This is a genomic window from Desulfoplanes formicivorans, assembly GCF_001748225.1.
GTDB classification, from domain to species: Bacteria; Desulfobacterota; Desulfovibrionia; order Desulfovibrionales; family Desulfomicrobiaceae; genus Desulfoplanes; species Desulfoplanes formicivorans.
Genome location: NZ_BDFE01000016.1, coordinates 212,422 through 239,214 on the forward strand (window position 1 = coordinate 212,422; position 26,793 = coordinate 239,214).

The window sequence follows — 26,793 nt, forward strand, 5'->3', positions numbered from 1 at the left end:
CATATTGCGTGTCAACCAAGGGGCGCTGACATGCTTTTTTCCCACGCAATCGGGCACGACCATGACGCCCGGACAATCCGACCACTTTCCACTCGCCCTGCCCACGCTCATGACGCAAGCATCCCCTGCTTCCTTCACGACCCCATCCGGTTCATTATCCTGCGATCTTCCCAAGGTGCCTCCGTTACGTATCAACCCCTCCTGGAGGATTCCGACGCCCTCGCAGTGCATGACCTGGTGGGACACCTACGCCATGCTGGACAACATCCGTGATCACAGCCTGGCGGTTACCCATGTGGCCACAACCATTACCCGCATGACCCTTGAAAAGGCGCCGAACCTGCCTGCATCCTGCAATCTTCTGGAAACGGTCACGGCCGCCGCACTTCTTCACGATCTGGCCAAAACCTACTGCATCCGTCACGGCGGCAATCACGCCCAGGTCGGTGCGGCATGGGTTGTGGCCCTGACCGGCAATCCGGCCATTGGTCATGCCGTGTTCCATCACGTTTTCTGGCCCGGCAGGATTGATGTCAGAAATCATTTCATCCCTCTGGTGGTCGCTTATGGCGACAAACGGGTCAGACACAACGAGATCGTTTCCCTTGAAGACCGCATGGAAGATCTCATGCTCCGCTATGGAACCTCTACCTCTCGCAGGAAGATGATCCTCAGGGCCCACGATCAAATCATAACCATTGAACAACAACTTGAACAACTCACGGGAGTTCCGCTTCATGCGCATTCTTTTGATAGCCGGCGGCTGGTCCAGTGAACGGGAAATCGCCCTGCTCGGGGCCCGGGAAATCACCAAGGCCCTGCACGACCTTGGCCATGACGTCGTTTTTCTTGATCCTGCTCACGACCTTGGCAATCTGATTTCTGCGGCTGAATCATGCGATTTTGCCTTTATCAACCTGCATGGATCCCCGGGCGAAGACGGCCTTGTCCAGTCTCTTCTCGACACCGTCCCCATCCCCTACCAGGGAGCAGGACCTGCGGCTTCCCAACTGGCCCTGAACAAGGTGGCCACCAAAATGATCTACCAGCGCCATGGGGTGAACACCCCCAACTGGGCCTTTATCCCGGCTGTGGATCGAAAAAAACCATCAACGATTTCCCTGCCTTTTCCCCGGGTCATCAAGCCCTGCACCGCAGGATCCAGTGTCGGTATCTTTTTTGCCCGATCCCCCCAGGACTTTGAAGCAGCCCTGGGGCACGAGGCCCTTGCCGGCCAGGATCTTCTTGTGGAAGAACAGATCAGGGGCCAGGAAATCACCTGTGCGGTTCTGGACGACACCCCCCTGCCTCCCGTACTCATCATCCCCAAGAAGGGGACCTTTTTCGATTATACGAGCAAATACGAAGACCAGGGAGCCGAAGAGATCTGTCCGGCACCCTTAGAGGACAGCCTGCTCGCCGAAATCCAGCACATGGCCCTGACGGCCCACAGGATACTCGGGATCAAGGATTACAGCCGAACGGACTTTATTGTTGATGACAGACAATGCGCTTTTGCCCTTGAAACCAATACCCTGCCGGGAATGACCAGTGCCTCGCTGTTGCCCAAGGAAGCCCTTGCCGCGGGCATGTCCTTCAAGGATCTCATTGGACGACTGATCACCCTGGGCATGAGGAAAAGCACATGAAAACATCTCTGTTCTTGGGGCTGTACACCCTGCTTTGGACCCTGGCCCTTCCTCTTGTTTTCCTGAATAAACGGCTCAGGGAACATTGGTTTGCTCGACTGGGATGGAGCATAGGGCGCAAGCATCATGACATCTGGATGCAGGCCGCCTCTGTTGGCGAAGCCTTTCTGGCCATATCCCTTGCCGACCATCTTGCCAGGGAGCATCCCGAGCTTTCCGTACTCATCACCACCAACACCTCCCAGGGGTACGACATCCTCACGGAGCATGCGCGCAAATGTCCGGAGGCAACCCGCCCGGCCATCAGCATCTGCCCGCTTGATCACCCCTGGATCATCAGCCGTTTCATGCGTCGCACAACGCCCGGGGCAGTGGTCCTTCTGGAAACCGAACTCTGGCCGGGCATTCTCGGGTACTGCAAGCGGCACAAATGCCCGGTGCTCGTTGCCAACGCCCGCATGAGTCCCACAAGTTTTGCTGGCTATATGCCTTTGAGCCCGATTCTTGAATCCCTTGGTCCCACCGATATCATGGCCATATCTTCGGCCGATGGTGCCCGGTTTTCCCTGCTTTTCAAAGATGCCCGGGTGACGACCATGCCCAATATCAAATTCGACCGCATTGGTGAAAACCCGACCATCCCGTATGTGGCCAATCCCTTGTCCCGTTTTTTCAGACCATCGGCCAAGCTCGTGGCCCTGGGGTCCATCAGGGAGGAAGAGGAACCGGTTATCAGCGCCGCCATCACCCAACTTGTCAGCCATCACCCGGCAACCATCATCGCCCTGGTTCCCCGGCATCAGCACCGGATTTCTGCCTGGAAAACATTTCTCAAATCTACGTCCATTTCCTGGGTGCTGCGGTCGAAACTTGTCGGACCCGTCAAACCGGGAACGGTTGTCCTCTGGGATCGATTCGGCGAACTGCAGCACATTTACGCCCTGGCCAAGACGGCCTTTGTAGGCGGCAGTCTGGCCCCACTGGGTGGCCAGAATTTTCTCGAACCCCTGGCCCAGGGCGTTTGCCCGGTCATTGGCCCATTCTGGAAGAACTTCCACTGGGTCGGCCAGGAACTCATTGACCAAGGGCTGGTTACCGTGGTCTCAGACCACCAGCAACTGGCCAACGAACTGGGTGCGGCAGCCTCCATGTCCCGGGAAAAAGTCCGGGCCGCAGCCGAGGCCTATCTTGCCTCCCGCAGGGGGGGCACCGCCCTGGTTGGAGCACGGATCGCCAGCCTGCTGAACCTTTGACCCAGCGTGACGCCCCCGGGACAGGAGATGGTCATCTGAAGCAGGATCCTGCCGACATTGGCCGGAATCCTTTGAACAAGCTCTTCAGCACGCCCTTTTGTCTCCACCAAGGTAACACCGCACACACTCCCACTTTGTAAACCCAACAACCTCAACACAAAATCCCATGTCCCAACCCATATACGGAATCATCCCTGCCAGGTACGGCTCTTCCCGTTTCCCGGGCAAGCCCATGGCCGAAATCCTGGGCAAACCCATGTTCTGGCATGTATATCAACGTGCCGTGCGCTCCACATCGCTGACCCGCGTGGTCCTGGCCACCGACAGCACGGTCATTGCCGACAAGGCAACAGAGCTTGATATCCCGGTAATCATAACCAGAGATGATCACACCAGCGGCACCGACAGGGTTCTGGAAGCGGCCACCAAGATGGACGTGGGACCCGAGGCCATCATCGTCAACATCCAGGGCGATGAGCCTGTTCTCGAACCGGCCATGCTCGACCAACTCACGGCACTGTTTGCTGATCCCCATGTCCAGGTGACCACCCTGGCCAAGGCCATTACCCCCGAGCAGGCCCGGGATCCCAACCTGGTCAAGGTGGTCCGCTCGCAAGATGGCCGGGGTCTGTATTTTTCCAGGGCCCCTGTTCCCTTTGCCCGAGACGGTTCCTCCTCATTCCTGGGACACATCGGTTTGTACGGATTCAGGTTTCCCGTGCTTGAAAAATTTCAGACTTTGGGCGAAAGCCCCCTTGAGCGCATGGAAAAGCTGGAACAGCTGCGACTTCTCGAAGCTGGCATTCCCATCCATGTGGCTCTTACCGAGTATCCCTCCATTGGAGTGGATACGCGTGAAGACCTGGAAAAGGTACGCGCACTGCTTGCCTCGTCCTGACACGTTACACACAACCTTTCGTTCACCCATACAACAATGGCGCCTGCCATGTCGGAGTTACCCTCTATGCAAGCGATTCTCGCCCTTGAAGACGGCACTTTCTTTGAATGTTCATCCTTTACCGGCCCGGGAGAAACCCAGGGAGAAGTCATCTTCAACACCGGCATGACCGGTTATCAGGAAATCCTGACCGATCCTTCCTACCGAGGCCAGATGGTCTGCATGACCTATCCGCTCATGGGCAACTACGGGGTCAATCTCGAAGATGTGGAATCCGACAGGATCCAGGCAGCGGCCCTCATCTGCAAGGAGTGCTGTGCCAAGCCCTCCAATTGGCGCTCGACCCAGAGCCTGCCCGAATATCTCAAGGAACACGGGGTCATGGGCATCCATGACCTGGATACCAGAGCCCTGACCAAACATCTGCGCATCCACGGCGCCATGCGGGCCGTCATTGCCACGGGCAAGAACGATCCCCGGGAACTGGTGGCAAGGGCAAACAGCATCCCTGCCATGGAAGGTCAGAACCTGGTTGATGTGGTTGCCCCCACAAGTCCTTACCAATGGGTCAACGGCCACCCGGACAAGCTTCATGAACCAGTGACCCCGGCCGCATGGTCCGGTTGCGGCCCCAAGGTGATTGTCTATGATTTCGGGATCAAGTGGAATATCCTCCGCCTTCTTGCCGCCCAGGGACTGGACATGATCGTGGTTCCCCCGACCTTTACCGCCCGGGAAGTGGACCAGCTGGCACCCGACGGCATCTTTCTCTCCAACGGACCCGGCGATCCCGCGGTTCTGACTCGGACCATCGCCACGGTGGGGGAACTGGCCTCCAGATATCCCATTGCCGGCATCTGCCTGGGGCACCAAATCCTGGGGCTCGCTCTGGGCGGTACCAGTTACAAGCTCAAGTTCGGTCACCATGGCTGCAACCACCCGGTCAAGGATCTGACCACCGGAAAAATCGAAATCTCCTCCCAGAATCATGGATTCTGCGTGGATGTTCAGGGTATTGACACCCTTGAAATCACACATGTCAATCTGAACGACCAGACCCTTGAGGGATTCAGACACACCACAAAACCCATCATGGCCGTGCAGTATCATCCGGAATCCGCACCCGGCCCCCATGACAGCAGGTATTTTTTCGCCCGATTCAAGGACATGCTTACCCGGTAACCTTTCGAACGTCACTATGTTCCCTGTATTAACCGCCCCCACGAACAACCCGTTCAAGCTTGGGAGACCATTATGAGCAACACAGCATTCATTAAAATCAAACAACAGCTTGCCGGGGTCAACACACTGCTCAAACAGGGAAAGCTGTATGCGGCTGTCAATTCCCTGCACGAGGCATTGGCCTTTTTCCTGCGTACAACGTTCCTGAAACACGAAAAAAAGGAATTTGAACAACAAATCGAGCGGGCCGTTTATCAGCTTGGTCATGACCAGGAACTCAAAAAAATTTTCCCCCTGCTGATTTCCTATACCCCGGGGACAGAAATGGAGCTCCACGAAACCATCAACGAACTCCTTGCAACCCTTCAGGATGAAAAGAACAAGGAAGCTCTGGCCAAACTCGAAGAGTGGAAAAATAAGAAACAAAAGGCGCTGGACAAAGCCCAGGCAGCTCTGGACGGCAAGGAATACGAAAAGGCCAGATATCTTTTTGCCAAACTGTGTCAGGAATTCAACGATGACATGGAACTCAAGGCAGAGGTTGGAGAACGCTTTCTGAATGCAGAGCTCTATGACGAGGCGATCCACTACCTCAAGGCCGCCTATGAAAACAATCCCGAGTCCCCCCGGGTATTCAACAAGCTGGGCATGGCCCTTCGCCGAAGTAAAAAATTTGAAGAAGCCGAACGATTCTACCGTCACGCCTTAGCCACTTCACCCAACGACGAATATATTCTCTTCAACCTGGGACGGGTGTATATTGACTGGCGGCAATGGAAAAACGTGGAAAAAACAGCCCTCAAAGCGCTGGAGATCAATCCTGATTTTGTAGAGGCACAAAAGATGCTTAAGTTTGCCAGGAAGTATGTCTGAAATCAGGCAGGCTAAACGTCCCTCGGATGCACCAGGCTTTATGCATGGTGCATCGTTGCGGACCCGACCTGCACAGACGAGCTGACAGCAGACAGTCAAGCACCACAACCTTTTCCTACTCTCCATGGGATGCCTTCATGAAAAAAGCGCTCATCACCGGTCTGACCGGCCAGGACGGATCGTACCTGGCAGAATTTCTTCTTGAAAAAGGCTATGAAGTCCACGGTATCAAACGGAGATCATCCTCGTTCAATACCGCCAGGGTGGATCATCTCTACAAGGACCCCCACGAAAAAGACGTCCGGTTTTTCATGCACTACGGGGATCTGACCGATTCCACCAACCTCATCCGAATCATCCAGCAGGTCCGACCCGACGAGATCTACAACCTGGGTGCCCAAAGCCATGTCCAGGTCTCCTTTGACACCCCCGAATACACGGCCAATTCCGATGCCCTGGGAACCCTGCGCCTGCTGGAAGCCATCCGGGTACTGGGTATGGAGCAATCCACCCGGTTCTATCAGGCCTCAACCAGCGAAATGTTCGGCAAGATCCAGGAAACCCCGCAAAAGGAAACCACGCCCTTTTATCCCAGAAGCCCGTATGCCGCGGCCAAGGTCTATGCCTACTGGATAACGGTCAATTACCGCGAAGCCTACAACATGTTTGCCTGCAACGGCATCCTTTTCAACCATGAATCACCCCTGCGGGGAGAAACCTTTGTCACCCGCAAGATCACCCGGGCCGCCGCCCGCATCAAGCTCGGCCTGCAGGACTGCCTGTATCTCGGCAATCTTGATGCCCAAAGAGACTGGGGCCATGCCAGGGATTACGTTCGAGCCATGTGGCTCATGCTCCAGCAGGACACTCCCGAGGATTATGTCATTGCCTCGGGAGAGGCCCATTCGGTCAGGGAATTTGTGGAAAAAAGCTTTGGCGAGCTGGCCATCTCCATTGTCTGGGACGGTCAGGGAATTGATGAAGTGGGCAGGGATGAACGTACCGGCAAGATCCTTGTGCGCGTCGATCCGCGATACTTCAGGCCCACGGAAGTGGATTTTCTGCTGGGAGATCCCACCAAGGCCCGAGAAAAACTTGGTTGGAAACCGGAATCGGATTTTGACGGACTTGTCCGGGAAATGATCCAGACCGATCTCAGGGAAGCCGACCGGGACAACCTGTGCCAAAAGGCCGGTTTTTCCGTACTCAATCACAATGAATGATCCCGGGGTGGCCGATACGTCCTTGACAGGTCATCCCACGATCACATCCCATATTCCATGGGGGAGCTGATCATGCAACCTACCGATTCCATTTATGTTGCCGGCCATCGAGGCCTTGTGGGCTCGGCCCTGTGCCGGGAACTCAGACGCAAAGGCTATACGAACATCATCACCCGGACCCACAGGGAGCTCGACCTGTGCAACCAGCAGGCTGTCAATGCCTTTTTTGCAAGCCAGCGTCCGGATCATGTGTTTCTGGCTGCAGCCAAGGTCGGGGGCATTCATGCCAATGACACCCATCCGGCTAGGTTCATCTTTCAGAATCTGGCCATTGCCACCAATGTCATTGACGCAGCCCATCGCCATGGGGTCAGGAAACTCCTCTTTTTGGGTTCATCATGCATTTATCCCAAGCTGGCGGACCAGCCCATCAAAGAAGAGTACCTGCTCACCTCGGCCTTGGAACCCACCAATGAAGCCTATGCCATTGCCAAGATCGCCGGGCTCAAGATGTGCGAGTTCTACAACCAGGAATACGGCACAACCTACTGGTCGGCCATGCCCACCAACCTGTATGGCCCCGGAGACAATTTTGATCTGGAAACCAGCCATGTTCTCCCGGCCATGATCCGCAAATTTCACGAAGCCAAACTGGACGGCCACCGGCCCGTCACCCTCTGGGGCACAGGTTCGCCACGGAGGGAATTCCTGCATGTGGATGATCTGGCCAGGGCGTGCGTCCACCTTCTGGAACTCCGGGATATGGCTCCCCGTCTGGTGAATATCGGATGCGGCAAGGATCTGACCATCAGGGAACTCGCCCATATGGTCCAGTCATGTGTGGGACATGAAGGTGAAATCTTCTGGGACACAACCAAACCCGACGGCACCCCCCGAAAACTTCTGGACATCTCGACCATACGGGGGCTGGGCTGGAAACCTACAATCGATTTGGAAGAGGGTATCATGCGGGTCTACCAGGAATACGCCCGGCAATGACCCGCACGCCTCTTGTTCCAGCATGGCACCAGGTGCACGGGGGAACAGGCCGGCCAACTAGCCCAGCATGTCAGCCATGGTATACAATCTTCCCGGTTGCTGGGAACCGATCCACTTGGCGGCGCGCAGGGCCCCACTGGCAAAGGTCTCTCTGGAGTGAGCCCGGTGGGTGATTTCAATGCGTTCCCCGGGTCCCAGGCAATACACCGTATGATCCCCCACCACATCACCCCCTCGCAGGGTCTGCACCCCTATCTGGCCCTTGGGTCGTTCCCCGATGATACCATGCCGGGAAAAACAGCCCACGTCATCCAGTGCCTTGTTCCTGGCCTTTGCCAGACATTGGGCCAGCTTGAGAGCGGTCCCGCTGGGGGCATCCTTTTTGTGTTTGTGATGGATCTCCATGACCTCAAGGTCATAGTCCTCTCCCAGGATGCGAACCAGATCCGGCAGGCAGCGAAGCAGGGCATTGACACCCACGCTCATGTTGGGGGCCCAGAACATGGGGGTCCTTGAAGCCAGTTGCTCGAGTCGATCCAGTTCTTCCTGGTTCAACCCGGTTGTTCCCATGACCAGGGGGACTGACCTCTCGGCTGCCTTGGCCGCCACATCCATGGTGACTGCAGGGGCCGTAAAGTCGATGACCACGGCACCTGAAATATCCAAAAGCTCCCGGACATCCTCAACCACCGGACACCCGAACCCCTCCAGCCCGTGTTGTCGTCCTTTCCGTTCCACCAGACCAGCCAGTTCCAATTCCGGATCATGAACAGCCATGTGGCTCAATGTGGAGCCCATGCGTCCATTGGCCCCCATGATGATGACAGGTACTGCACTCATTATGATGCTCCTTGAATGATTATGGGCACAAAACCCCAAACAACCTTGCACCCGGACCATTTTCAACCGCGGTCTGATGACCGCAATTACGCCATATATCGAAGAGTATACAGGATGACAAATGGGTTTGTGGCTTGAAAAAGGGCCATGGATTGTTCTTGGCAAATCCCGCGGTATCCCTTAAAAACCCATGTTTCCAATCCTGCACCCATGCTGAACCCCTGGCAGGACATGGATTGAACTTCTTCGGCCCTCGTACCCAACATCCAACCCCCACAATCCATCATGCCTGATTCATCCTCCATCGCCATTCTGGTCCAACGCCTGAACACGTACAACAAGGCCTACAGGGCCGGGAACCCTCTTGTGAGCGATGCGGAATACGACAATCTGGTCGAGACCCTGCGCAGGCTTGATCCGGACAACCCCTTTTTGCACCAGGTCGAGCCCGAGGTATTCAGCAACAAGCAGGAAATCCGCCATCCCGTGCCCATGCTTTCCACGGACAAGGCCTACACCATCGCCGAACTCCAACGGTTTGTGGATCGGGTTTACAAGGAAGCCGCCCCCCTGGAACCCCAGCACATCACCTTCAGGGTCACGCCTAAACTGGACGGTCTTGCCGGACGCGACGACGGCCATATTCTTGCTTCGCGGGGCAACGGATGGACCGGGTTCGACATCACTTCGGCCCTGGACAAGGGGGTCGAGGTGGTTGGTCAACGGGGCCTGGGTCTGGGCGAGCTGGTCATCTCCCTTTCCTATTTTCAGGAACACCTTGCCGACAAATTCGAGCATCCCAGAAACCTGGTGGTGGGCATTGTGTCATCGGATACGGTGAACACCCTGGCCCTGCAGGCTCTGGAGGACAAGGCCGTGCGTTTTGTCCCCTACGCAACCCTTCCCCAATGGACGGGAAACGGTGACGAGCTTGTAAAGGCCATTGAAACCATCAAACAGGACCTCAGGGAAAAAGTGGACTATCCCATGGATGGGTTGGTGGTCGAGGTCGTGGAACAGGAGATCAGGGACGCCATGGGCGCCACCAACCACCACTACCGGTGGCAAATCGCGGTCAAGGACAAGGGAGAGACCGCCAGAACACGGGTCCGGAAAATCCTCTGGCAGGTGGGCAGAACCGGCAAGGTTACTCCGGTCATGCTGGTGGAACCCGTGCCCCTGTCAGGGGCAACCATCAAACGGGTCACGGCCCATAATGCGGGTTTCTTGAAAAAAAGGCGTATCGGCAAAGGGGCCATCATTGAAATCATCCGAAGCGGTGAGGTCATTCCCAAACTCGAGGCCGTGATAACAGAAGCAAAGACCATGGACATTCCCCACACCTGTCCGGTCTGCTCCACCCCGCTTGTGGAAGACAATGATTTTCTCATCTGCCCCAACGCGCAATGTCCGGCGCAAATCCGTCAGGCAATCGAGCATTGGTTCAACATCCTGGGCACGGCCGACTGGTACGGAACCAAGACCGTAGAAAAGCTGGTGGACAACGGGGTACATACCCTGGAACAGGTCTACGCCCTGACCCAACAGGATTTCATACGCATGGGATTTGGCCCGGTGCAATCCCGAAATCTCCATCAGGCACTGACCATCAGCAGGACCAAGCCGGTGGAAGACTGGCGGTTTCTGGCCGCCTTTGGCATTCCCGATCTCGGCAAGGGGGACAGCCGCAAACTCCTTGAACACCATCCCATTGATACCATCACCCGCATCACGGCCGGAGACATCCTGGCCATCAACGGATTTGGCGCCATCACCAGCCAATCCATTTCCAGGGGCATACAACGGATCCGATCAACCATTGAGCATATGCTGGCCTTGGGGTTCAATCTGCAGCACACCCCCCTGGCATCCGAGATGGCTCAGATGGATTCTCCCATCAAGGACAAGGGCATCGTGTTCACCGGAAAGATGGTCCACGGGACCCGACAGGACATGCAGAACATGGCCCGGACCATGGGGGCCAGGGTTCAAAGCGCTGTTTCCAAAGCAACAGACTATCTGGTATGCGGTGAAAAGGTAGGAGCCACTAAAAAAGCCCAGGCAGAAAAGCTGGGCACCAAAATCATTTCCGAACAGGAATTTCTGGATCTGATCACATCCTGAAACCCGGCATTCACGGGCCGTTACGCCAGAACACAATCCGTATACTCCGCCAGATCGCCCTGCAAAAGCAACTCGCGACCAAAATGCGTTTGCAAACGGCATCCCCGGATACCGTCCCTGATCCCGGCAAGAAATTGTTGCCGCGGAATTTCCTGCGCTCCGAAGCGGACCATGTGTGCCGTGGTCTGCTGGCAGTCGACCATGGTAAATCCCAATGAGGCCAGATGGCGGACAAACAGAACAAAACCGACCTTGGCCGCTTCGGAACAGCGGTGAAACATGGACTCCCCGAAAAACACCCTTCCCAGGGCCACTCCGTAGAAACCTCCCACCAACTCTCCGGCCTTCCAGACCTCCACGGAATGGGCATAGCCGTGGCGGTACATGTTTTCATAGGCCTCGATCATTTCCGGAAGAAGCCATGTCCCCTGGTTATCCCCGCGATCCATGGTGGCACAGGCCTGAATGACCCCGTAAAAGTCACGATCAACCGTTACTCGAAAGGGATGTTGCCGCAAAAAACGCTCAAACCGTCTGGGTACATGGAGCTTTTTCGGAAAAATGACCGGACGGGGGTCTGGCGACCACCACAGGATGGGCATGCCCTCACTGTACCAGGGAAAGATCCCCCGGGAATAGGCGATGACCAGGCGATCAAGCTGCAGATCACCGCCAACGGCCAGCAGGCCGTCCGGTTCGGCCAATTCCGGATCCGGAAACAGGGGATCGCTGGACAGATAGAAAACAGGCATGAGGGTTATTGGACAGCAGGGTTAATCATTGGCGCCCCATTACTTGGCTGCACTGGCATAACGGAAGGTAAGCCCTGACTTCTTGGAAAATCCCACGGTGACCACACCGCCCTTGGCGAGCTTGCCAAAAAGGATCTCGTCGGTAACCACGTCTCCAATCTCTCGTTCAATGAGCCGGGACAGGGGCCTGGCGCCGTAAGCCGGATCATATCCCTTGTCAGCCAACCATTTTCTGGCCTGGGGGGTCAGCTCCAATCGGACCTTGCGCGGAGCCGAACGTTCATTGAGCTCGGCAATGTACTTGTCCACCACCTTTTCCATGACGGACTGATCCAGGGAATGGAATTGGACAATGGCATCCAGACGGTTTCTGAATTCCGGACTGAACAGCTTTTCGGCCGCCTTGAGTCCCCGATCGGAAACATCCGAAGCGCTGGTGGCTCCGAATCCGATGGGAGACGCAGCCATCTCCCGGGCCCCCACATTGGAGGTCATAAGCAGAATAACATGACGGAAATCCGCCTTGCGCCCGTTATTGTCCGTCAGGGTGGCATGGTCCATGACCTGAAGAAGGATGTTGAACATGTCTTCGTGGGCCTTTTCGATCTCATCCAGCAGGAGAACGCAATAGGGATTTTTGCGCACTGCATCCGTGAGAAGGCCCCCCTGCTCAAACCCCACATACCCGGGAGGGGCACCGATGAGCCGGGCCACGGCGTGCTTTTCCATGTACTCGCTCATGTCAAAACGGACAAACTCCACGGCCATGGCCTTGGCCAGCTGACGGGCCAGTTCGGTCTTGCCCACACCGGTAGGACCGACCATGAGGAAGCATCCCGAAGGCTTGCGCTGATCCCCGAGCCCTGCCCGGGACCGCTTGATGGCCCGGGTCAGGGTCTTTACAGCTTCATCCTGTCCATACACCTGGGAGGTGATGCGGGCCTCGAGATTGCCCAGCTGGTCCTTTTCCGAGGAGGTGATGCTCTGGCTTGGGATGCCGGCCATGCGGGCAACCACCTTTTCCACATCGGTTTTGGTGATGCTTTTTTTGGAGGACGAGCTCAACCGGAACACGGCTCCGGCCTCATCCATGACGTCAATGGCCTTGTCGGGCAAAAACCTGTCGTTGATGTGCCTGGCGGCCAGTTCCACGGCCGCGCGCAGGGCCGTGGGCCTGTATTTGACCTGGTGGAAATCCTCGTAATGGGGACGCAGCCCTTCAAGAATTTTCACGCTCTCCTCAATGGACGGCTCATTGAGATCGATTTTCTGAAACCGGCGTGACAGGGCCCGGTCCTTTTCAAAATGGTTCTTGTACTCTTCAAAGGTGGTTGATCCGATGCACCGGAGTTCTCCTGATCCCAAAACAGGCTTGAGGATGTTGGAGGCATCCATGGTCCCGCTGCTGGTGGCCCCGGCCCCCACAATGGTATGGATTTCGTCAATGAACAAAATGGCCTCGGGAATTTTGGTGATTTCCTTGATCACGCCCTTGAGACGGGCCTCGAAATCCCCCCGGAACTTGGTTCCAGCCAAAAGGGCCCCCATGTCCAGGGCAAAGATGCGCACATTCTTGAAGGGTTCAGGCACATCCTGCTTGGCGATGCGCAAGGCCAGCCCTTCGGCCATGGCGGTTTTGCCCACGCCGGGATCGCCCACAAAAACAGGATTGTTCTTCCTGCGCCGGGCCAATACCTGGATGACCCGCCGCAGTTCGTCCTCACGTCCCACCAGGGGATCGATCTTGCCCTCCTGGGCTTTTTTCACAAGATCCACGCAGTATTGGGCAAGCATGGACTTCTTGCCAGGCTTGGCCGAGGCTTCCTCTTCCTGTCCGGGATTGTGGGAAATGTATTCGAGCACTCCCAGCCGGGTGACCCCCATGGAAGTCAGATAATACACGGCAAAGGAATCCTGCTCCTCAAGCATGGCTGCCAGGAAATCCCCGGACCGGACAATCTCCTTGCCCGCCGAACGGGTATGGTTCATGGCCCGTTGCATGACCCGCTGAACCCCGATGGTCTGGACAATCTCGTAATCCGTGTGCGGCTGGACCTCCACATGCTCCTGGAAAAACCGGGTAAGCAGATTCTTGAGCCGGTGGACGTCCGCGCCGACACCGTCCAGCAGTTCCTTGCCCTCGGGATCAATGGCAAAGGCGAACAAAAGATGTTCCAGGGTCAGAAATTCATGGTGACGCACCTTCACCTCCCTGATGGCCAGGGCGATGATCTTTTCCAGTTCTCTGCTGATCATTTACACCTCTTCCATTGTGCATTTGAGGGGATATCCCTTGCCATGAGCCATGGAATGCACCAGCGAGACCTTTGTCTCGGCAATTTCGGCCGTGTAGATTCCGCACAGACCGACCCCGTTCTTGTGAATATTCATCATGATCAGGTTGGCTTCCGCCTCGTTCTTGTGGAAGACGCGCTTGAGGACCTCGACCACGAATTCCATGGTCGTGTAGTCGTCATTGTGCATGAGCACCTTGAACCGTCTGGGTTCGTCGAGCTCGTCCTCAATCACGTCCTCGGGTTCCAGTTCCGGCATGTCGTTGTTCCGGGCCATCACATCCCTCTTCGATCAAAAGGCTGATTAAAGAAACATACCACCATGGCGTCTTGTCCCCACGAGCAGGCATCCCGGACATCCTCCGGCATGACACCCAACCGGTATATTCTCATGCAAAAAAATGTCCAGGATACAGGCCGCCCCGGTTCAATCGCCGGTACAGTACCGCATGCGCTCGCGCCTGTTCCGGGTTGGGCCATTGCCCTATTCCTCCACCTCGTCCATCCACTCCTGAAGTTTGGCAACAATCTCCCTGGCCTGTTTGACCGAAGAGATATTGAACTTGGAGTGGGGAAGATACCGGCCATTCTTTTTCTGGTAACGTCCGACCCGGAATTTGACAGGCCCGAATTCACCGGTTTGACGATTGCGTTCCTCATAGGCGAACATGATCGTTGACCAGGCTCCCTTGGTCAGGACATGCTTCTTGATCTGCCTGACCTGCTGTTCTCCGTCCTCATTAGTCCAATCAATGCTTATTTCGTCAACGGTTTCCGCCATTTTTTTTGCTCCTGATGTTTGTGACCGGTCGATTTTTCCTGGAAAAATCCGATCATTGTATTTGTGTAATCCCTTCTTTGGGCTTGTAAAGTCAAAACAGCAGCGCCCTGATCAGGGAATCACGATCATTGTGCATACCACGTCAAATTTCAACCAAAATTCCATCCCTCCCCGGGATGCCTCCATTTTGCATCTTACGATTTGCAGCAAAACATGCTAGGGAGCACCCTTCATTCACGCCAAGGACACCACCATGCTTCACTACATCCTTCACCTTGCCACCCTCGGGGGTATCTATGTCTTGCTGGCCTCAAGTCTGAACATCATTGTCGGACTTTCCGGTCAGGTCTCCCTGGGCCATGGCGCGTTTTTCGGCATGGGTGCGTACACATCCGCCCTTGTGTCACAGGCCTTTCCCCATATTCCTTTTGCCCTGCTCATGCCCCTTTCCGGCATTCCCGCCCTGGTGTTTGCCCTCCTCCTCAGTCCTCCGGCCCTCAAGCTCAAGGACGAGTATCTGGCCGTGGTTACCCTGGGCTTCGGGATCATCTGCGAACTGACTATCAAGAATCTCGAATTCACCGGCGGCCCCGACGGTCTGTACGGATTGGACAATTTCGGCCTGTCCGCAGCCGGATTCCTCCTCCCGGTCTGGATCTGGGTTGGTCTCTGCCTTCTGGTCACCTGGCGCATGCGTTCAGGCCAGTTCGGCAGAAACCTGACCGCCATCCGGGAAGAAGAACAAACCGCCAGAACCATGGGCATCTCTCCCTTGCCCATCAAGGTACTCTGCTTCGGGATTTCCGCCTATTTCGCGGCCGTGGCCGGCTCCCTGTACGCCCATTTCATCACCTTTATCCAGCCCGGCGTATTTGGCCTGTCCACATCCATCCTGCTTTTGTGCATGGTCGTTCTCGGCGGCATGGGCACGGTGTTCGGGCCATTGATGGGCGCAGCCATTCTCTTTCTGCTGCCGGAATTCCTCCAGGCATTTGCCGACTATCAGGAACTGATCTATGGCCTGCTACTCATCCTGACCCTTATCTTCCGCCCCCAGGGCATTGTCGGCAAAACCTCGGGGCCGGATCACGGTTTGATCAATGTGTTGGCCAAAACGTTACGCAGGGAAAAGGCAGTTTGAGACTGCACATGTCAGATGGCAGCCCAGACAACATGGAATCAGGTGCTCCTGTGCACCTCTTGCCCGCCTGGAATGCAAGGCGGATTTGTATACCGTCCATGCCGAAACACCATACAGGCAACCAGGCACAAAGAAAAACCATACTGTTCCTGGACACATTTCCTAACACCTAACACCAAAACTCATGCTCAACGTCCGCAGTCTGCAAACCTATTACGGACGGATTCATGTTCTGAAGACCGTCTCCCTTCACCTCCATCCGGGCGAAATCGTTGCGGTCATCGGGGCCAATGGCGCCGGAAAAACCACCCTTTTGAAAACCCTGGTGGGGCTTCTTGTCCAGCAATCCGGGACCATCCTGTTTCGGGACAGGGATATTTCGCACCTGCCCACGGAAAAGCGCCTGCAGGCCGGACTGGTCCTGTGCCCGGAAGGCCGCAAGCTCTTTGGTGACCTGAGCGTTCAGGACAATCTTGCCCTTGGGGCCTTTTCCAGAAAGGACCGCCAGGGAATCAAGGCCGACATGCAACGGCTCCGGGATCAGTTCCCCATTTTGAACAAATTCTGGACTCGGCCTGCTTCCAGCCTGTCCGGCGGAGAACAGCAGATGGTCGCCTTGTGCCGTGCCCTCATGTCCAACCCCGAGGTTCTCCTGCTGGACGAACCCTCTCTGGGCCTCTCGCCCCTGCTTTCCCAGGAAATTCTCAAGGCCATTGTCAGCCTCAACCGGAACCAGGGACTCAGCGTCCTTTTGGTGGAACAAAACGCCAGGGCGGCCCTCAAAATCTGTCACCGGGCCTATGTACTGGAAACGGGACGGGTTGTCATGGAAGGGGAAGGCCGGGAACTGTTGAACCACAAGGGAGTCCAGCGAGCCTACCTGGGCAAGGGATATGACAAGATATGGGAACGATAGCCATGGACGATCACACCAAACACCCCCTTCTCGTTCTGGACGGGGTGAGCAAACATTTCGGCGGGGTCCAGGCCGTTTCAGACGTGAGCTTTTCCATTCCCCAGGGACGGATCACCGGACTGATCGGCCCCAACGGAGCCGGCAAGACCACCTTGTTCAACCTCATTTCGGGAACCATTCTCCCCAGTTCCGGAACCATCTTGTTTGCCGGGCGCGACCTAACCAGACTTCCGCCCCAGACCCGCAGCAGACAGGGCATGATGCGCACCTTTCAGAACTTAAGCCTGTACCCCGAGCTTTCCTGCCTGGAAAACGTGACCATCGGTGCCAATGCCTGGTACCGGCCCGGGCTCCTGTCCCTGGTGCGTCCGGGCGGCGGTTCCATCGAACACACCATCATGACCCAGGCGCGGGAACACCTGGACCTTGTGGGCCTGGCCGACAAAAGCGAACTCCCACCGGATGCCCTTTCCTACGGAGATCAACGCAGACTGGAAATCGCCCGGGCCATGATGGGCAATCCCCAGCTCCTTCTTCTGGACGAACCAGCAGCCGGGCTGAACAATCAGGAATCCCAGGAACTGGCCGAACTCCTGCTTGCCCTGCGCAAGGAGACAGGGCTGACCATATTGATCATCGAACATGACATGGATGTACTCATGACCGTTTCGGACATGGTCCTTGTCCTGGTCGAAGGCCAGCTGCTTCTCGAAAATACCCCGCGCAAGGTCCAGCAGGACCCGCGCGTGATCGAGGCGTATCTGGGCAGAGAGGGATGAAAACCTACGCAATGTACAGGAGCCAGTAGGCAGAATCGATTACCGTCCGCATGCATCCCAGACATCACGACGCACATATGGACACGCATTTAATCAACATTTCAACCAGCTCTCAAAGCTCATGACACTGATCAGTACATATGGTCACACGATTATTTTCATTGATTGCGCACTGCATAATGTGCACTGTGCTCTGCGCACTATAGTAGTACACTGATTAACAGCTCATCTCCATACTTTATTTTTAATGCAGGAGTACACCATGTCCCAACACGTAGTCATAATAGGCGGCGTAGCCCTAGGCCCCAAAGCGGCCTGCCGACTCAAGCGGGTCCAGCCCGACGCCAGAGTGACCATGATCGATTCCCAGAAGATCATTTCCTATGGCGGTTGCGGCATCCCCTATCTGGTTTCCGGTGATGTCAGCGATCCCGATCAGCTTCGGACCACCAATTTCCATGCCCTGCGCGACGAGGCCTTTTTCAGGCAGGCCAAGGGCGTGGATGTGCTCTCCGAGACAACCGTCCTCAAGATTGATCGCGCCCGCAAAAAGGTTCTTGTCCAGGAAAAAGGCCAAAAACCCCGTGAAATCGGGTACGACAAGCTGGTCCTGGCAACGGGAAGCCGTCCTCGGCCCCTGCCCATCCCCGGGACCGATCTGCCCGGCTGCCTGGCCGTGGGTTCCATGGAAGACGCCCTGACCATCAGGGAGATGGTCACCACGGGAAAGGTTTCCCGAGCGGTCATCGTGGGTGCCGGGTTCATCGGGCTGGAAATGGCCGAGGCCCTCACGGACATGTGGGGAATTGAAACCTCGGTCATCGAGGTTGCCGACCAGGTTCTTCCCGGTGTTGTCAGCAGGACCCTTGCATCCATGGCCCAGAAGCACCTCGCGGACAACGATGTTTCCCTGCACCTCGCGGAAATGGTCACGGCCATTGAGGGTGAGGGCAAAGTGGAACGGGTCATTACCACCAAACGGACCCTGGAGGCAGATCTGGTCATCCTGGCCGCAGGCGTGCTGCCCAATGCCGAACTGGCCCGGGATGCCGGATTGAGCGTGTCCTCGTCAACAGGCGCCATTCTCGTCAACAAGACCATGCAAACCTCGGATCCAGACATCTACAGCGGCGGTGACTGCGTAGCCATTGAGAATCTGATCACAGGCAAACCGGCCATGTTTCCCCTGGGCTCCATGGCCAACCGCCAGGGAAGGGTCATCGGGACCAACCTGGCCGGAGGACGGGCAACCTTTCCCGGAGCAGTGGGTTCCCTGTCCATCAAGCTCTTTGATGCGGGTATCGCCGGAACCGGCCTGACCCTGAAACGAGCCCAGGCCGAAGGATTCGATGCCATCAGCGCCCAGGTCATTCAGTTCGACCATGCCCATTTCTATCCGGAAAAAACCCTCATCACCCTGGAACTGGTGGTGGAAAAAGGCACCCGGCGTGTTCTCGGCATCCAGGGCATGAGCAAAAACCTCGAAGGTGTGGCTGGCAGGATCAATGCGGTTGCCGCCATCCTCAAATACAAACCCACCATCGAGGATATCAGCAATCTCGAACTGGCCTATTCCCCCCCGTTTGCCGCAGCCATGGACGTGCTCAACGTGGTGGCCAATGTGGCTGACAACATCCTTGCCGGACGAAACACACCCATCACGCCGGATGAATTCGCCCGCATGTGGGCCGGCCGCAAGGATGACAATTTCATTGTCCTGGACTGCCGCGACAGGGATAATGCCATCAAATTCCTGGAAAAACATCCTGATTTCTGGATGAACATCACCGGAGAAACCATTCAGGAACATGTGGACGAACTCCCCAAAGACAAAAAGATCGTTTTGATGTGCAACACCGGAGCCCGTTCCTACGAAGCCCAGGTCAAACTGACCAAGGCGGGACTGAACGACACGGTCAACCTCCAGGGCGGGTGGGGCAACCTGCGTCAATGGGGACTTGATCCCACAACGGAGGACTAAGCCACGGTTCTCCCCTTGCTGAATAATCAACCAGACAAGGGGGAACCGGCCGAAGCACACCCTGTTCACGTCATCCCGGACCTGATCCGGGATGACGTGAACACGAAAACCCGTTTTCATCATTCCCTTTGACCGGTGCAGCATTCCGGACCAATACAACCTGCGCACTGCGCACTTTCCACCAGGAGTTTTACATGTCCCCCTGCCCAGCCCACCATCTGCGATTGACCCGGGAAGATATCCGCCAGATCCAGCTTGAGCGGCTGCAATCCACCCTGCACAGGGTTCGACGCCGGGTGGCCTTTTACAAGCAACGCTTCCAGGAGACGGGATTCAATCCCGACCAGTTCGAATCTCTGGATGATATGGTCAAGCTCCCCTTTACCACGGAGCAGGATCTGTCCGATGCCTATCCCTATGACATGTTCTGCATCCCCTTGCGCGATGTTGTCCGCATCCATACCACCACGGGACGGGGCAACTCCCCCATTGTCATTGGCAATTCCGAACGCGACCTGACCAACAGGGCCAAGCTTCTGGCTCGGGTCTACACCTCCATCGGTTTGACCAGTGAAGACGTTTTCCAGATCACCCTGCGCTATGGCCTGGGGACCGGGGCCTTTTCCTTCCACGATGCAGCCCGGGAAATCGGCGCATCAACCATTCCCACCTCGGTGGGTCATACGGACAAACAGCTCAAAATCATGCGCGACTTCGGCACATCCTGCCTCATCGCCACCCCGGGATACGCCAGGATTCTCCTGGAAGCCATGGAATCTCGCGGTATGACCCCCTCCATGCTCCGGCTCAAGGCCATTCTGCTCACGGGCGAGCCCTGGTCCACCAACCTGGCGGCCGACCTGGAGCAGGGATTCCAGGCCCCTGTCTATGACATCTACGGACTCAGCGCGGTCTGCGGACCTGGCATTGCCGCCCAATGTCAGGAAAAAACAGGGCTGCACCTGCAGGAAGACATGGTTTATGCGGAAATCATTGATCCCCAATCAGGCAAGCCTGTCGCGCCCGGCCAATGGGGCGAACTGGTACTGACCACCCTGGTGGAAGAGGCCGTTCCGGTGATCCGCTACAGGACAGGAGATAGGGCCAGATTGCTTACCTCACCCTGTGCCTGTGGCAGCACGTTCCGACTTTTGGACCATGTTCCGGGCAGGATCGACGATGTTCTGATCGTCAAGGGAATCAATATCGCCCCGGAAATGATCGAACGGGTGCTTACGGATGTTTTGGGAACCGCGGTTTCCTGGAAAGCCGAAGTCACGGGAGAAGGTCCGACCCAACAGCTTGTTCTGCGCATCGGTATCACCGAACCCCTGTTCTTTGATCAGATGAAACGCCAGCGGGCCATGGTGGATCGTCTCCGTCACGCCTTTGCCCAGTGGATCGGTGTCACGCCCAGAATTCTCCTGGTAGAACCCCAAAGCGTGAACAACGGGTAACAGACAAAATCAACCGGTAACAACAATCCCCTGGTTTTCCCGATCATGGAAACCAGGGGATTGTTGTTTGGACGAACATGCCGAAAATCCGGCAACTTCAGGTCCTCGTTCTCCGGTCATACAGCGAATGGCTTCTGATTCTTTACGAAACTGTTGCAGAACGACTTTCAGCGTGGGAACAATTGTGTGTCACCTGCTTGAGCACATCCATCTCCTCAACCAGCCGGGCAATGATTCCCAGAGCCTTCTGAACATCGGAACAGGTGGTTGCAGCAAACAGATTCATTTTGTGCAGGGCAGAATCCACCTGCTCGGCAGTGGTGGACTGGGCTTCCGACCGAAGCAGAATCTCTTGGGAACCCGCTTCAGCCTCCCTGGAAAGGGAAACAATTTCTTCAAGACTTTCACGGGATGCAGCAGACATGGTCACGCAATGATCAACAGCCTTGGCTGCATTTTTCATCCGCGTCGTGCTTTGCAGAATCACCGAACGCGTGGAATCCACATTGGCGGTAACTTCCTTGGTTGCGGACATGGTTCGTTCCGCAAGCTTGCGCACTTCATCGGCCACAACGGCAAACCCTCGCCCGGCCTCTCCGGCACGAGCCGCTTCAATGGCCGCATTCAGGGCCAGCAGGTTGGTCTGGTCAGCAATGTCTCCGATAATCCCGGCAATGGACGTGATCTGACCGAGCATATTACCCAGCCCATCCAAATCAGCCTTCAACTTGTCCGTCATTTTGCTGACCGAAGAAACAGCATCCACGCTGGCCTGGACGCGCTCCAATCCGTCATCGGCCTTCTGCCTGACACACCGGGATCCCTTGACTCCATGTCGAGCTGCCGCAGCAACATCTTCCACCGCTTGGAGCATCACGGTCATGGCTTCGGAGATCTGGGAAGCGTGCTCTTTTTGGTCCCTGGCCCCGCCACCCACGGTGTTGAGTTCCAGATTGAGTTCTCCGGCCAGATCAAGGATGACCAAGGTCAGCTCATCAGCCTTGCGAACCAGGGTATTCAGGGTTCCAAGCATTTTGGCCAGCTGTTGCTGCTGGGCCTCGGTCTCGGCCTCGGATTCCTGGGCGCGCTTGGCATGTATCTCGGCCTGTTCGGCTTTGTGTCGAGCATCGTCAGTCTGCGTGCGCAGATTTGAAACCATGATGAAAATGGCCTTTTTGAGGACCTCCCATTCAGGCCTGAATGTCGCGTCCATCTTGGCTTCCAAATCACCTTGGGCCACAGCACAGGCAAACCCCTTGATACGCTCCAATGGTCTGAACAATTCCCGGCTGAGAAAAAAAACAGCCAAAACAACCACAACCACTGACAGCAGCATCCCCAGAATGAAAACCTGATGTCTGAGATGGACCGTGGACTCAAGGATCGTGCCCATATCCGCGCGGGTAACCAGGGCCCATGCATTGGAGCCCATGTTAAAAGGAGCAAAGGCCACAAGGAGTTCATTGCCCAAGCGGTCCCTGGCCGGAACAATCCCGGTCTCCCCCTTGAGAGCTCGTTGGACCGGATCATTCAACCCGGGCAGAAAAAACGTGGCAACCGGCTCCTGTTTTCTATGGCGCCCCAAAAGATCCTGACCAAAAGCCAGGGTCTTGACCCCGTCTGCCTGGACACCCGTACTGTCCAGAATGGATGCCAGATGATTCGGCCCGACAACAAGGATGGCTGCTCCGGCGTGCTCGCCGGTATGGTCTAGAACCGGCGCACCCACAAAGGCACAGGGCTCCCCACCGGCGGGTTCATAGGGCAACAAATCCGAAACGCTTTGACGGCCCTGCATGGCCTGCTTCCAGACATGAGCAAGGGGCTTGTCACACAAAAATTCATGGTTGAGGTCTTGGCCAAGATCACTCCTTTTTTTCAGACTGAACACAATACGACCATAATCATCAATCAGGAGAAGATCTTCGTAGCCCAGCAGCCCGGAATAGGCCTGGAAGGAAGGGAGTACATAGGTGTAATTGTCTTCATATTCGGGAGTGTCCACATTTGCAGGCTCCCCTTTTTGGGCAGAAGCATCACTGAAATAATCCTGGAACATGACAATGGCGTTGTAGACCTCGCTTCTGCCTGCAAGCAGCGCAACCTCCCGCTTCCACACCTCAAGCTTCTGATGTAGACCATCCCGGGCAATATCCCGTTCCATTGCCAGTCGCTCTTTGGCCTGCTCAAGGAGACTGTCCGCGGCTTGACGTACGGCAATCTCTCCTACACAACCCACCGGAATGATGGACATACTCAGACAAAACATCAGGAAAACGACTCGAATGGAACGCTTCATGGCATGACTCCGAAAAAATGAAAACCAGAGTTCATTTACCCGGAGTTTGTGACATTTTCTTGCCCTTTGTATGACAATTTGCGAATTGGATTCTGTTTTTCCTGTTGTAAACGGTTTTGACACAAGGGCTATCAAACTCCTGCGCAAAAAATTCCCGCTCATGGTAAAGATCACACTCAATTCACAGATTTTTGCACGTTGTCTTACCAAAATAGACTACGACTGTCCCCTGTTCCCAGGAATCACTCCTTGACGAAACGCGCAATATAGTCCATCGAATCATATAGTTCGTTACTCAATAATTGATATACAAATACAATACAAAATATTGGCCACTGTTTCATGATACCTGCTTCCACATTGCGTTCACCTCTTTCCGCCAAGAGCCAATTCCATGTCCACGACTGGCTCCTGGATCGACTACGCGCAATCGAACTGTCTGTCAGGGCGAACGACCGGGATCAGGCCCTGAAACTTCTGGAAGATCTCCGCAAGGGTGTGGCTGCAACGGAACAAGGCGACGACCTTCCAGATTCCGTGTCAATCAATGTTATGGAATCTGAAATCTGCCGACTTCAAGACCTTGTTGCCACTACCCGGGACAAGCTTGAGACTGTTATCGCCATACAGCGCGGCAACGCAGAAACCTTTGCCCGGTTTGACCAGGCCATCAAAATGCTTCAAAACGCAGAAGATTTTAATCAAGTTCCTGCTATCATTGTAAAAATCGCCAAACTGCTTAATACGGACGGTATACGGCTCTTCCTTGACAAGGATTTATATGGAGACTTTGTGCCCGAGGGCATAGACATTCTTAACCAGGAGACCTTGCAGGCGATTTGCGCGCGGATCGCTTCGACAGAAGAACAACTTTTTCTTGGACCGTGCAGGGATATGCAGCACATTGATATGCCGGGAGGTATGGCGGATTTGTTCGCTTTTCGGAATACAGCATACCCCCGGGGATCCTGCCTAGTGTATCCGTTTTACGAACGGAGAAACAATGATTGCCCGGCTGGCCTCATCTGTCTGCACGACCAGGCGCCGGATCGGTATTCCCCCAATAAGGCTACGGATTATCTCAAACATTTCTGCTATATTTTCGGCTGTACCGTTTCCATGCTCCGGGCCCAGAAATTTCTGGAAAAAGAACGATTCACCGACCCCCTCACAGGGGTTCCCAACAGGGCTTATCTCATGGCCTACGGGCAACAGATACTGGAATTTGCCGAACGGAAAGCCTTTCCGGTTACCCTGCTGTTCATCGATCTGAATGAGTTCAAGGCCGTCAACGACAACTATGGACATCATATCGGTGACGATCTTCTCAAAAAAGTTGCCTCATGTCTCAAGAATCTGGTGCGCAAGTATGACATGGTCGTTCGTTTGAGCGGAGACGAATTCGTGATACTTCTTCCTGGAGTGGCCCATGAAAAAACCAAACGGCTCATCGCACGGATGGAAGCCCGTATTGCTGACATTCCCGTGGGCAACGAAACTTCTTCCACAAGTCTTTCCGCATCTATTGGTGTTTCCGGATTCAAACCGGGTCAGACCATGCAGGAACTCATGGTGCATGCCGACCAGGCCATGTACGCTATCAAGCGTCAACGATACAAATAGCCCCCTCTTCAGCATTATCCCCTCCTTTGCTCTCCGGGGTGCGACCTCATCCCCATTGACAACATGATATCCGCTTGCCCTCAAGCGTAACGATTTCGTTCGTGCAGGCCATGATCCGATCAAAAAGGGCTTTGCGAAATCGGGGCAGGGGAAACCATTTGTTTCTTCCAGCCCCGTAAAGGACGCCTTCGTTGCACAGTCGAAGCAGGATGTCCGCTCCCAATCGATCCCGACCGCCCCTGCCGCGAGCCGCATCAAGAACCTCAAAAACGGTTTTCTTCGGGGTATCCACCACACAGCCTTTGAAAAAATTGATAATCCGTGCGGTCACAAACAGGGTGTAGATATCATCCCGAGTAAAGGCTTCGGTTGTAACGGCCATGGCTGTGGAGCGCGAGGCAAAAATGTCCTCGGCTGTCATGGGCGGAAAATCCCGGGCAAGGGCACTCCCCGGTGTGAGATAAAAAATGGAGGCCCCCACAAGCACCGGAAGCCGGGCCAAAAGCACCAGGGTTTGGATCATTTCATCCAGGGTTTCCCCTGGCAGGCCAAGGATGAGGTAGGCCACGGTGTGCATTCCGATTTCACAGGCGGCCAGGGCCACCTCCTTGAATCGGGCCACGGGATGGGGCCGATGCATCCGGGAAAGGGTTGCCGCCTGGGCCGAAACAAGGGAGAGGTTGACGTGGGTGAAACCGACCCGACGCATCTTTGCGAGCAGCTCCCTGTCCAGATGCAGATAGGAAATCCCATTCATGGCCAGAAAGCGAACCTGTTTGCCGGCAAAGGTCTCCATGAGCAGATCCAGGAGGGTCGAAAAATCGTGTTTGTTCAAGGTCAGGTTGTCGTCCTCAAAATCAAAGACACGATAGCCCTGAGCGTATCGCAAACGGATTTCCTCCACAATATCAGCTGGATCACGGTGCTGATACCCATGTCCAAAGGTCAGGTGTACGGAGCAGAAAGCGCATCGATGGGGACAGCCCCGGGATGTGGTCACAAAACACATGGGCTGCCCCTGAAATGTGTAGTCCCGGGGATCAAGATCCGAGAGATCGGGAAAAGGCAATGAAGCAAAGGGATAATTGGGTTCCACCGGATTGAGAATGCACCGGCCCTTGTTTTTCCATCCTAGGTTGGGGACCCGTTCCCAGGCCCGGTCACTGGTCAAGGCTTGCAAAAAGGCGACAAAAGGCCGCTCTCCCTCACCCTGGATGACAAAATCCACGTTCCTGTCTTCAAGCAGGGTCAAGGGCGCCGCACTGGCATGACTGCCCCCAATCAGAATGGGAAGATCAATGCACTGTTTGATGGCCCGGGCACAGGCAAGGACTTCCCGATAATACGGAGAAAAAAGTGAAGAGATTCCCACAAGATGGGGTTGGTATTCCTGCACGAAATGGGCTATGGTGTCCACATCGGCTCCAAAATGGAAGTATTGGGAAAATGACGAGAACGGACTTTGATCGTGCCCGGGGTAATAGGTCTTGAGATAGCGCAATTCTCTGGGCAGGGAGATGGTCCGACGACCACACCCCTGATGAAAATCCTTGACCAGAACCTCTATTTCAGGGAATGCCCGGTTAACGACAGCCTTGAGATAGCAAAGTCCCAACGGCTGGAGACGAACGTCGGTATCGTAGAAATCCTCTATTGGCGGCTGTATGAGAAGTATCTTCACGCCATACACTCTCTTGGAAACGGGGGTTGGGGCAACCGTTGCTGTCTG

The 26,793-nt window shown here is 55.5% G+C and carries 22 protein-coding genes; 15 read left to right on the forward strand and 7 right to left on the reverse strand.

The features are described from left to right. Window positions 1–229 precede the first annotated feature (229 nt). From DPF_RS08920 to DPF_RS08955, 8 genes are all read left to right on the forward strand, one after another. The gene (locus tag DPF_RS08920; RefSeq protein ID WP_083254594.1) at window positions 230–775 is read left to right on the forward strand and encodes an HD domain-containing protein; all 546 of its coding nucleotides are present in this window, start codon (window positions 230–232) and stop codon (window positions 773–775) included. Continuing rightward, a complete protein-coding gene (locus tag DPF_RS08925; RefSeq protein ID WP_069859203.1) occupies window positions 738–1,649 on the forward strand; it encodes a D-alanine--D-alanine ligase family protein in 912 nt (303 codons plus the stop codon). Before DPF_RS08920 ends, DPF_RS08925 begins: the two co-directional genes overlap by 38 nt. Continuing rightward, entirely contained in the window at window positions 1,646–2,902 is a 1,257-nt protein-coding gene (locus DPF_RS08930; RefSeq protein ID WP_069859205.1) for a 3-deoxy-D-manno-octulosonic acid transferase, read from the forward strand. Before DPF_RS08925 ends, DPF_RS08930 begins: the two co-directional genes overlap by 4 nt. 166 nt (window positions 2,903–3,068) lie before the next feature. After that, window positions 3,069–3,800 carry a 3-deoxy-manno-octulosonate cytidylyltransferase gene (kdsB, locus tag DPF_RS08935; protein ID WP_069859207.1) on the forward strand — a complete coding sequence of 244 codons (732 nt, stop codon included), beginning with the start codon at window positions 3,069–3,071 and terminating at the stop codon, window positions 3,798–3,800. A 66-nt stretch (window positions 3,801–3,866) separates the two neighbouring features. Continuing rightward, entirely contained in the window at window positions 3,867–4,982 is a 1,116-nt protein-coding gene (carA, locus tag DPF_RS08940) for a glutamine-hydrolyzing carbamoyl-phosphate synthase small subunit (protein WP_069859209.1), read from the forward strand. Window positions 4,983–5,054: 72 nt separating this feature from the next. Further along, window positions 5,055–5,855 carry a tetratricopeptide repeat protein gene (locus DPF_RS08945; protein WP_069859211.1) on the forward strand — a complete coding sequence of 267 codons (801 nt, stop codon included), beginning with the start codon at window positions 5,055–5,057 and terminating at the stop codon, window positions 5,853–5,855. A gap of 137 nt (window positions 5,856–5,992) precedes the next feature. Beyond that, window positions 5,993–7,078, forward strand: coding sequence for a GDP-mannose 4,6-dehydratase (gene gmd, locus DPF_RS08950; protein ID WP_069859213.1), 1,086 nt, complete (start codon window positions 5,993–5,995; stop codon window positions 7,076–7,078). A 72-nt stretch (window positions 7,079–7,150) separates the two neighbouring features. After that, the gene (locus DPF_RS08955) at window positions 7,151–8,077 is read left to right on the forward strand and encodes a GDP-L-fucose synthase family protein (RefSeq protein WP_069859215.1); all 927 of its coding nucleotides are present in this window, start codon (window positions 7,151–7,153) and stop codon (window positions 8,075–8,077) included. 57 nt (window positions 8,078–8,134) lie between these two features. Here DPF_RS08955 and dapB read toward each other — a convergent pair whose 3' ends face one another. Continuing rightward, on the reverse strand, window positions 8,135–8,917 hold the full coding sequence (gene dapB / locus DPF_RS08960) for a 4-hydroxy-tetrahydrodipicolinate reductase (RefSeq protein WP_069859217.1): 783 nt from the start codon (window positions 8,915–8,917) through the stop codon (window positions 8,135–8,137). A 285-nt stretch (window positions 8,918–9,202) separates the two neighbouring features. Here dapB and DPF_RS08970 point away from each other — a divergent pair, with 285 nt between their 5' ends. Next, entirely contained in the window at window positions 9,203–11,041 is a 1,839-nt protein-coding gene (locus DPF_RS08970; RefSeq protein WP_069859221.1) for a BRCT domain-containing protein, read from the forward strand. A gap of 20 nt (window positions 11,042–11,061) precedes the next feature. Here the strand turns inward: DPF_RS08970 and aat are convergent, their stop codons facing one another. The 4 genes from aat to DPF_RS08990 all read right to left on the reverse strand — a co-directional run bounded on the left by aat (window position 11,062) and on the right by DPF_RS08990 (window position 14,868). Then, window positions 11,062–11,793 carry a leucyl/phenylalanyl-tRNA--protein transferase gene (gene aat, locus DPF_RS08975; protein ID WP_069859224.1) on the reverse strand — a complete coding sequence of 244 codons (732 nt, stop codon included), beginning with the start codon at window positions 11,791–11,793 and terminating at the stop codon, window positions 11,062–11,064. A 39-nt stretch (window positions 11,794–11,832) separates the two neighbouring features. Further along, entirely contained in the window at window positions 11,833–14,049 is a 2,217-nt protein-coding gene (gene clpA / locus DPF_RS08980) for an ATP-dependent Clp protease ATP-binding subunit ClpA (RefSeq protein ID WP_069859226.1), read from the reverse strand. Next, the gene (locus DPF_RS08985) at window positions 14,050–14,364 is read right to left on the reverse strand and encodes an ATP-dependent Clp protease adaptor ClpS (RefSeq protein WP_069859228.1); all 315 of its coding nucleotides are present in this window, start codon (window positions 14,362–14,364) and stop codon (window positions 14,050–14,052) included. Window positions 14,365–14,571: 207 nt separating this feature from the next. Further along, a complete protein-coding gene (locus DPF_RS08990; RefSeq protein ID WP_069859230.1) occupies window positions 14,572–14,868 on the reverse strand; it encodes a hypothetical protein in 297 nt (98 codons plus the stop codon). Window positions 14,869–15,121: 253 nt separating this feature from the next. Between DPF_RS08990 and DPF_RS08995 the strand changes: the two genes are divergently transcribed. The 5 genes from DPF_RS08995 (at window position 15,122) to DPF_RS09015 (ending at window position 21,142) form a co-directional block, all read left to right on the forward strand. Continuing rightward, complete coding sequence (locus DPF_RS08995) at window positions 15,122–16,009, forward strand: branched-chain amino acid ABC transporter permease (protein WP_069859232.1); 888 nt, start codon at window positions 15,122–15,124, stop codon at window positions 16,007–16,009. A gap of 184 nt (window positions 16,010–16,193) precedes the next feature. Then, window positions 16,194–16,925, forward strand: a complete 732-nt coding sequence (locus tag DPF_RS09000) for an ABC transporter ATP-binding protein (protein WP_069859234.1) — start codon at window positions 16,194–16,196, stop codon at window positions 16,923–16,925. Continuing rightward, entirely contained in the window at window positions 16,913–17,704 is a 792-nt protein-coding gene (locus DPF_RS09005; RefSeq protein WP_083254595.1) for an ABC transporter ATP-binding protein, read from the forward strand. The genes DPF_RS09000 and DPF_RS09005 overlap by 13 nt, the downstream gene beginning before the upstream one ends. Window positions 17,705–17,966: 262 nt before the next feature. Further along, window positions 17,967–19,685: an FAD-dependent oxidoreductase gene (locus DPF_RS09010; protein WP_069859238.1), complete on the forward strand. Its 1,719-nt coding sequence runs from the start codon at window positions 17,967–17,969 to the stop codon at window positions 19,683–19,685. Window positions 19,686–19,879: 194 nt separating this feature from the next. Then, complete coding sequence (locus tag DPF_RS09015; protein ID WP_069859240.1) at window positions 19,880–21,142, forward strand: phenylacetate--CoA ligase family protein; 1,263 nt, start codon at window positions 19,880–19,882, stop codon at window positions 21,140–21,142. Window positions 21,143–21,284: 142 nt separating this feature from the next. Here DPF_RS09015 and DPF_RS09020 read toward each other — a convergent pair whose 3' ends face one another. Beyond that, window positions 21,285–23,441 (reverse strand): methyl-accepting chemotaxis protein, encoded by a 2,157-nt coding sequence (locus DPF_RS09020; protein WP_176724218.1) that lies wholly within the window; start codon window positions 23,439–23,441, stop codon window positions 21,285–21,287. A gap of 342 nt (window positions 23,442–23,783) precedes the next feature. Here DPF_RS09020 and DPF_RS09025 point away from each other — a divergent pair, with 342 nt between their 5' ends. Then, window positions 23,784–25,064: a GGDEF domain-containing protein gene (locus DPF_RS09025; RefSeq protein WP_083254597.1), complete on the forward strand. Its 1,281-nt coding sequence runs from the start codon at window positions 23,784–23,786 to the stop codon at window positions 25,062–25,064. 46 nt (window positions 25,065–25,110) lie between these two features. Here DPF_RS09025 and DPF_RS09030 read toward each other — a convergent pair whose 3' ends face one another. Continuing rightward, complete coding sequence (locus DPF_RS09030; RefSeq protein WP_069859246.1) at window positions 25,111–26,745, reverse strand: B12-binding domain-containing radical SAM protein; 1,635 nt, start codon at window positions 26,743–26,745, stop codon at window positions 25,111–25,113. Window positions 26,746–26,793 lie beyond the last annotated feature (48 nt).

Bases quoted from the DNA above. Each gene is read 5' to 3' on its own strand.
- DPF_RS08920 (WP_083254594.1), top strand. From the start codon at position 230: ATGACCTGGTGGGACACCTACGCCATGCTGGACAACATCCGTGATCAC.
- DPF_RS08925 (WP_069859203.1), top strand. From the start codon at position 738: ATGCGCATTCTTTTGATAGCCGGCGGCTGGTCCAGTGAACGGGAAATC.
- DPF_RS08930 (WP_069859205.1), top strand. From the start codon at position 1,646: ATGAAAACATCTCTGTTCTTGGGGCTGTACACCCTGCTTTGGACCCTG.
- kdsB (WP_069859207.1), top strand. From the start codon at position 3,069: ATGTCCCAACCCATATACGGAATCATCCCTGCCAGGTACGGCTCTTCC.
- carA (WP_069859209.1), top strand. From the start codon at position 3,867: ATGCAAGCGATTCTCGCCCTTGAAGACGGCACTTTCTTTGAATGTTCA.
- DPF_RS08945 (WP_069859211.1), top strand. From the start codon at position 5,055: ATGAGCAACACAGCATTCATTAAAATCAAACAACAGCTTGCCGGGGTC.
- gmd (WP_069859213.1), top strand. From the start codon at position 5,993: ATGAAAAAAGCGCTCATCACCGGTCTGACCGGCCAGGACGGATCGTAC.
- DPF_RS08955 (WP_069859215.1), top strand. From the start codon at position 7,151: ATGCAACCTACCGATTCCATTTATGTTGCCGGCCATCGAGGCCTTGTG.
- dapB (WP_069859217.1), bottom strand. From the start codon at position 8,917: ATGAGTGCAGTACCTGTCATCATCATGGGGGCCAATGGACGCATGGGC.
- DPF_RS08970 (WP_069859221.1), top strand. From the start codon at position 9,203: ATGCCTGATTCATCCTCCATCGCCATTCTGGTCCAACGCCTGAACACG.
- aat (WP_069859224.1), bottom strand. From the start codon at position 11,793: ATGCCTGTTTTCTATCTGTCCAGCGATCCCCTGTTTCCGGATCCGGAA.
- clpA (WP_069859226.1), bottom strand. From the start codon at position 14,049: ATGATCAGCAGAGAACTGGAAAAGATCATCGCCCTGGCCATCAGGGAG.
- DPF_RS08985 (WP_069859228.1), bottom strand. From the start codon at position 14,364: ATGGCCCGGAACAACGACATGCCGGAACTGGAACCCGAGGACGTGATT.
- DPF_RS08990 (WP_069859230.1), bottom strand. From the start codon at position 14,868: ATGGCGGAAACCGTTGACGAAATAAGCATTGATTGGACTAATGAGGAC.
- DPF_RS08995 (WP_069859232.1), top strand. From the start codon at position 15,122: ATGCTTCACTACATCCTTCACCTTGCCACCCTCGGGGGTATCTATGTC.
- DPF_RS09000 (WP_069859234.1), top strand. From the start codon at position 16,194: ATGCTCAACGTCCGCAGTCTGCAAACCTATTACGGACGGATTCATGTT.
- DPF_RS09005 (WP_083254595.1), top strand. From the start codon at position 16,913: ATGGGAACGATAGCCATGGACGATCACACCAAACACCCCCTTCTCGTT.
- DPF_RS09010 (WP_069859238.1), top strand. From the start codon at position 17,967: ATGTCCCAACACGTAGTCATAATAGGCGGCGTAGCCCTAGGCCCCAAA.
- DPF_RS09015 (WP_069859240.1), top strand. From the start codon at position 19,880: ATGTCCCCCTGCCCAGCCCACCATCTGCGATTGACCCGGGAAGATATC.
- DPF_RS09020 (WP_176724218.1), bottom strand. From the start codon at position 23,441: ATGAAGCGTTCCATTCGAGTCGTTTTCCTGATGTTTTGTCTGAGTATG.
- DPF_RS09025 (WP_083254597.1), top strand. From the start codon at position 23,784: ATGATACCTGCTTCCACATTGCGTTCACCTCTTTCCGCCAAGAGCCAA.